This is a genomic window from Streptomyces sp. NPDC056527 (genome assembly GCF_042794475.1).
In the GTDB taxonomy this organism is placed as follows: domain Bacteria; phylum Actinomycetota; class Actinomycetes; order Streptomycetales; family Streptomycetaceae; genus Streptomyces.
Genome location: NZ_JBHTTQ010000037.1, coordinates 58253 through 64496 on the forward strand (window position 1 = coordinate 58253; position 6244 = coordinate 64496).

Here is a 6244-nt window from a genome sequence, read left to right on the forward strand (position 1 = left end):
GCCCCGTCCGCCTCGCGCCGGACAGCCTGCGCGGCCTGCTCACACGTGACGGATCCCCCCGTCGGCAAGCCGCGCCGCCCCCGCCCCTACTGGGCCGCCCGTTCCCGGAGGGTCGTCTGCCAGGCCGGGGGCTGCTCCTCCGGGTTCGTCTCCGTGGGGCGGCCGCCGCGGCCGAAGAAGTCGGCCAGCGGCAGGATCGCCGCGCCGACGGTGACGGCGTCCGGGCCGAGGGTGCCCAGGTCGATGCGGACGTGCGCGGCCGGGTACGACAGGGCGTAGGAGGTGGCGTAGGCCCGTACGGAGTCCAGGAAGCGGGCGCCGAGTTGGAGGCCGGCCCAGCCGCCGACGAGGATGCGCTCGGGCTGGAAGAGGTTGATGAGGTCGGAGAAGCCTGCGCCGAGGTACTCGGCGGTCTCCTCCAGGACCGCCAGCGCGGTGGTGTCGGCCTCCGGTACGTCGCCGTCGGCTCCGGGGGCCGGGTAGGCCGCGGCGAGCATCGCGGTCAGCGCGGTCTCCTCGTCCGCGTCCGCGGGCGGGCGGCCGCCCGCCTCGGCCCAGCGCTGGAGCAGCGCCTCTGCCCCCGCGTACGCCTCCAGACAGCCCTGGGCTCCGCAGCGGCAGCGGCGGCCCCTCACCCGTACGGTCAGATGGCCCCACTCCACGGCTCGGCCGGGCTTCATGTCGTCGGCGACCACGCATGCGCCGACGCCGGAGCCGAAGAGGACCACGACGGCGTTGCGCGCGCCCCGCCCGGCTCCGAACCACATCTCCGCCTGGCCGAGCGTCTTGGCGCCGTTGTCGATGTAATAGGGGACACTCTCCGGAAGCAGCCGGGACTCGCGCAGCAGCCGCTCCAGCGGCACGGCGTCCCAGCCGATGGTCTGCCCGTGCACGACGGCGCCCTCGTCGTCGGATCTGGCGACGATGCCCGGCACACCGATCCCGACGCCGAGCAGGCGCTCCGCCGCGATGCCGGCTCGCTCCAGGACCTCCGTGATGCCTTCTCGGAGATGACCGACGACCACCGCCACGTCATAGCGGTCGACGCGGCGCTCCCCCTGCGTCTCCAACGGCCGTTCTACACGCGCGAGTTCGGTGAGGGCGAGATCGAACAACTCGATCCGCACCCGAGTCTCGCCGACGTCCACCCCGATCATGTAGCCGCTGTGCGGGCTGATGCGCAGCAGCGTGCGGGGGCGGCCGCCGGCGGAGTCGACGCTGCCCGCCTCCTCCACCAGGCCCTCGGTGACCAGTTCGGCCACCACGTTGCTCACGGAGCCCGAACTCAGGCCGGTCACCGGCCCGAGCGAGAAGCGGCTCAACGGCCCGTCGAAATACAACCGTTGCAACACCGCGGTGCGGTTCTCCCGCCGCAGGTCACGCACTGTACGGCCGCTGCGCACTGTCACCCTGCCCCCTCGTCGTCATGTCCTGGTAAGCAACATACCGCTGTCACGCCTCTTGACGCGACCTTCGCTTGAGGTTTAACTCACATCCTAAATTAAGCCCTGAGGTCGTTCGGGAACTGAACGCGGGACCATGCGCCGTTCCCCCCTCGCGGGCGATCCGCCACTCCACGAAAGGCCCCTGGAGTCATGCGCAGAACCCGAGCCGCAGCCATCGGCGCCGTCACGCTCTCCCTCGTCCTCTCGGCGGCCGCCTGTGGCGGCGGCACCTCCGGTGCCGGGTCCAACGAGAACCCCAGGACGCTCACCTACTGGGCGTCCAACCAGGGCGCCGGTATCGAGGTCGACAAGTCGGTCCTCCAGCCCGAGCTCGACAAGTTCGAGAAGCAGACGGGCATCAAGGTGAAGCTGGAGGTCGTCCCCTGGACCGACCTGCTCAACCGCATCCTCACCGCCACCACCTCCGGCCAGGGACCCGACGTCCTCAACATCGGCAACACCTGGAGCGCCTCCCTGCAGTCGAGCGGCGCCCTGCTGTCCTGGGACGCGAAGAACTTCGAGAAGATCGGTGGCAAGGACCGCTTCGTGCCGTCGGCCCTCGACTCCACCGGTGTCCAGGGCCAGGACCCCGCCGCCGTCCCGCTGTACTCCATGGCGTACGCCCTCTACTACAACAAGAAGATGTTCGCGGACGCGGGCATCGCCAAGCCGCCGGCCACCTGGGACGAGCTGGTCGCCACCGGCAGGAAGCTCAGCAAGAACGGCAAGTCCGCGATCGGCGTCGAGGGCTCCAACCTCTCGAACAACATCCATCAGGTCTTCGTCCTCGGCAAGCAGCACGGCGCGGACTTCTTCACCCCCGACGGCAAGGCCGACTTCACCTCCGACGGGGCCGTGGCCGCGGTCAAGCAGTACGTCGACCTGATGGCCGAGCACAAGATCGTCGCCCCGGGCAACGCCGAGTACGCGCAGAACCAGTCGCTCAGCGACTTCTCCAACGACAAGACCGCCATGGTGCTCTGGCAGACCGCGTCCGCCACCTTCGCCTCACAGGGCATGAAGGAGGACGAGTGGGGTGTCGCGCCCGCTCCCGTGCAGTCCGGCGCGCCGGGGCAGGGCAAGGCCACCAACTCCATGGTCGCCGGCATCAACATGGCCGTCTTCAAGAACACCAAGAACATCGACGGCGCCATGAAGTTCGTGAAGTTCATGACCGGTGACGAGGAGCAGAAGATCCTCAACAAGGCCTACGGATCGATACCGTCGGTCTCCTCGGCCCAGCAGGACCCGGCGTTCAACACCCCAGCCCTCGCCGTCCTGCGCGACACGCTCGCAAACAGTGCCACCGCGCTCCCCCAGGTCCCGGAGGAGTCGCAGTTCGAGACGGTCGTCGGCACCGCCGTCAAGGAGCTCTTCGCCGAGGCCGCCGCCGGCCGTGAGGTGACCACCGAGTCGGTGCGGGCCAAGCTCGAGAAGGCCCAGCAGCAGATGCCCAAGAAGTGAGCACGGACACCCACATGACGACCACCGCCATCGAACCGGCGGGACGGACCGCTTCGAAGCCCGACCCCGGGAAGGCGCGCGCCCCGCGCCCTCCCGGGCGGCTCCGCCGCATCTCGCTGCCGTACCTGCTGCTGCTCCCCGCGCTCGTCCTGGAGCTCCTGGTCCATCTGGTGCCGATGGTCATCGGCACCGTCATGAGCTTCAAGGAGCTCACCCAGTTCTACATCCGGGACTGGGGGACGGCGCCGTGGGCCGGCCTCGACAACTACGCCCTCGCCGTCGACTTCGACGCCCCGGTGGGCCGGGCGCTGCTGAGCTCCTTCCTCACCACCTGCCTGTTCACACTGCTCTCCGTCGGACTGTGCTGGCTGCTGGGCACCGCCGCCGCGATCTTCCTCCAGGAGACGTTCCGCGGCCGGGGCATCCTGCGGACGATCTTCCTCGTCCCGTACGCCCTGCCGGTCTACGCCGCCGTCATCACCTGGGCGTTCATGTTCCAGCGGGACAACGGTCTGGTGAACCACGTGCTGCACGACCAGCTCGGGCTCACCGACAGCCCGCCGTTCTGGCTGATCGGCGAGAACAGCTTCATCACGCTGCTCGTCGTGTCGGTCTGGAAGGGCTGGCCCTTCGCCTTCCTCATCATGATGGCCGGCCTGCAGAACATCCCCCGGGAGATCTACGAGGCCGCCGCCCTGGACGGCGCGGGGGTCTGGCAGCAGATCCGCCGGATCACGCTGCCCTCGCTGCGCCCGGTCAACCAGGTGCTCGTCCTGGTGCTGTTCCTGTGGACGTTCAACGACTTCAACACGCCGTTCGTGCTGTTCGGCAAGTCGGCCCCCGAGGCGGCCGACCTGATCTCGATCCACATCTACCAGTCGTCGTTCCAGACCTGGAACTTCGGCACGGGCGCGGCCATGTCCGTCCTGCTGCTGCTGTTCCTGCTCGTCGTGACGGGCGTCTACCTCCTGGCCACCTCCCGAGGAAGGAAGACGGGCGATGTCTGAGAACACCGAGCGCCGTCCGACCCGCTCCCCCATGGCCCCGCCACGGTCCTTCCTGTGGAGTCGGCGGATCTTCCTGACCCTCCTCACCGGATTCGTCCTGCTTCCGGTGTACGTCATGGTCTCCAGCTCCCTGAAGCCGCTGCAGGACGTCTCGGGCGAGTTCCAGTGGATCCCCTCGCGGCTCACGATCCGCCCGTACTTCGACATCTGGGAGACGGTCCCGCTCGCGGACTACTTCATGAACTCCCTGATCGTGGCCGGTTCGGCGACCGTCTGCTCGGTCGTCATCGCCGTCTTCGCGGCCTACGCGGTGAGCCGGTACTCCTTCCGCGGCAAGCGGGTCTTCACGGTCACGGTGCTGTCGACCCAGATGTTCCCCGGCATCCTCTTCCTGCTGCCGTTGTTCCTCATCTACGTCAACATCGGCAACGCCACCGGCATCGCGCTGTTCGGCTCACGCGGCGGCCTCATCCTCACGTACCTCACCTTCTCCCTGCCGTTCTCGATCTGGATGCTCATCGGGTACTTCGAATCGGTGCCCCGCGATCTGGACGAGGCCGCCAAGGTCGACGGCTGCGGGCCGCTCGGCGCGCTCTTCCGGGTGATCGTGCCCGCGGCGATCCCCGGCATCGTCGCCGTCGCCGTGTACGCCTTCATGACCGCGTGGGCCGAGGTCCTCTTCGCCTCGGTGATGACCAACGACGCCACCCGCACGCTGGCTGTGGGCCTCCAGGGCTACTCGACCCAGAACGACGTGTACTGGAACCAGGTCATGGCCGCCTCCCTCGTCGTGAGCGTGCCCGTGGTGGCCGGCTTCCTCCTCCTCCAGCGATATCTCGTCACCGGACTCACCGCCGGAGCGGTCAAGTAGTCCCCCTCTTCCACCAGCACGTTCTGAGAGGATCTCCGTGTCCGAAGCGTCCGACTCCCTGTCCAGCGACCTCGCCGCACTCCCCCGGGACTTCGTCTGGGGCACGGCCACATCGGCCTACCAGATCGAGGGGGCCGTCGCGGAGGACGGCAGGTCACCCTCCATCTGGGACACGTTCTCCCACACCCCCGGCAAGGTCGACAACGACGACCACGGCGACATGGCGTGCGACCACTACCACCGGTGGCCCGAGGACATCGCGCTCATGAAGCGGCTCGGCACCGACGCGTACCGTCTGTCGGTCGCCTGGCCACGTGTCGTCCCCGGCGGCGACGGACCGGTCAACACCGCCGGCCTCGACTTCTACGACCGGCTCGTCGACGGGCTGCTCGCCGCCGGGATCGCCCCGTCGGTGACCCTCTACCACTGGGACCTTCCCCAGGTCCTCCAGGACCGGGGCGGCTGGACCTCGCGCGACACCGCCGAGCACCTCGCGGCCTACGCCTCCGCCGTCGCCGCCCGGCTCGGTGACCGCGTCACCCACTGGGCCACCCTCAACGAGCCGCTCTGCTCGGGGTGGATCGGCCACCTGGAGGGCCGGATGGCCCCGGGTCTGACCGATCTGACGGCCGCCGTCCGCGCCTCCTACCACCTCCTGCTGGGCCACGGTCTGGCCACGCAGGCCCTGCGCGCGGCCGCCCCCGGCGCACGGATCGGCCTCGTCACCAACCACTCCACGGTCGAGGCCGCCTCGACACGCCCCGAGGACATCGCGGCGGCCGTCCGCATGGACGGCCACACCAACCGGTGGTGGCTCGACCCCGTCCACGGGCGCGGCTTCCCGGCCGACATGCGCGAGCTGTACGGGGTCGAGCTGCCGGAGCGCTCAGGCGACCTGGAGACGATCGCCGCCCCCCTCGACTGGCACGGCCTCAACTACTACTTCCCGGCGACCGTCGAGGACGACCCCGCGGGTCCCGTCCCGTACGCCAAGGAGGTGCGTCTGCCCGACGTACCGCGCACCGGCATGGACTGGCAGATCGACGCCGGGGGCCTCGAGGCGCTCCTGCTGCGACTGACCGACGACTACGGGGTGCGTCGGCTCTACGTCACCGAGAACGGCTCCGCGTTCCCCGACACCGTGGGCCCCGACGGCACCGTGCGCGACCCCGACCGGATCGGGTATCTGGAGCGGCACATCGCGGCCTGCGCCCGGGCGGTCCGCAAGGGCGCCCCGCTGGCGGGCTACTACGCCTGGTCCCTGCTGGACAACTTCGAGTGGGCCTACGGCTACGACAAGCGCTTCGGCCTCGTCCACGTCGACTACGCGACCCAGGCCCGCACGATCAAGGCGAGCGGACACCGGTACGCGGAGATCATCCGGGCCCACCGGGAGGCGGGCGCGGGCAGCTGAGCCAGGTGTACGAGAACGGGCCCCGCCCACCGGATGCGACCGG

At 69.5% G+C, this 6244-nt stretch carries 5 protein-coding genes; 4 read left to right on the forward strand and 1 reads right to left on the reverse strand.

Annotated features, from left to right (window positions below; translation table 11 throughout):
* Positions 1–86: 86 nt before the first annotated feature.
* Entirely contained in the window at positions 87–1409 is a 1323-nt protein-coding gene (locus ACFQ7Q_RS19460) for an ROK family protein (protein WP_383556568.1), read from the reverse strand.
* 186 nt (positions 1410–1595) lie between these two features.
* Between ACFQ7Q_RS19460 and ACFQ7Q_RS19465 the strand changes: the two genes are divergently transcribed.
* The 4 genes from ACFQ7Q_RS19465 to ACFQ7Q_RS19480 are packed head-to-tail and all read left to right on the forward strand — an operon-like array spanning position 1596 to position 6201.
* Positions 1596–2909: an ABC transporter substrate-binding protein gene (locus tag ACFQ7Q_RS19465; RefSeq protein WP_383556571.1), complete on the forward strand. Its 1314-nt coding sequence runs from the start codon at positions 1596–1598 to the stop codon at positions 2907–2909.
* 14 nt (positions 2910–2923) lie between these two features.
* Positions 2924–3916, forward strand: a complete 993-nt coding sequence (locus tag ACFQ7Q_RS19470) for a carbohydrate ABC transporter permease (RefSeq protein ID WP_383556573.1) — start codon at positions 2924–2926, stop codon at positions 3914–3916.
* Positions 3917–3947: 31 nt separating this feature from the next.
* A complete protein-coding gene (locus tag ACFQ7Q_RS19475; RefSeq protein WP_383556582.1) occupies positions 3948–4787 on the forward strand; it encodes a carbohydrate ABC transporter permease in 840 nt (279 codons plus the stop codon).
* Positions 4788–4824: 37 nt separating this feature from the next.
* Positions 4825–6201 (forward strand): GH1 family beta-glucosidase, encoded by a 1377-nt coding sequence (locus tag ACFQ7Q_RS19480; protein ID WP_383556576.1) that lies wholly within the window; start codon positions 4825–4827, stop codon positions 6199–6201.
* The last annotated feature ends 43 nt before the right edge of the window (positions 6202–6244 follow it).

What these genes read in the sequence shown, in the direction of transcription:
- ACFQ7Q_RS19465 (WP_383556571.1), top strand. Translation starts at nt 1,596, where the DNA reads ATGCGCAGAACCCGAGCCGCAGCCATCGGCGCCGTCACGCTCTCCCTC.
- ACFQ7Q_RS19470 (WP_383556573.1), top strand. Translation starts at nt 2,924, where the DNA reads ATGACGACCACCGCCATCGAACCGGCGGGACGGACCGCTTCGAAGCCC.
- ACFQ7Q_RS19475 (WP_383556582.1), top strand. Translation starts at nt 3,948, where the DNA reads ATGGCCCCGCCACGGTCCTTCCTGTGGAGTCGGCGGATCTTCCTGACC.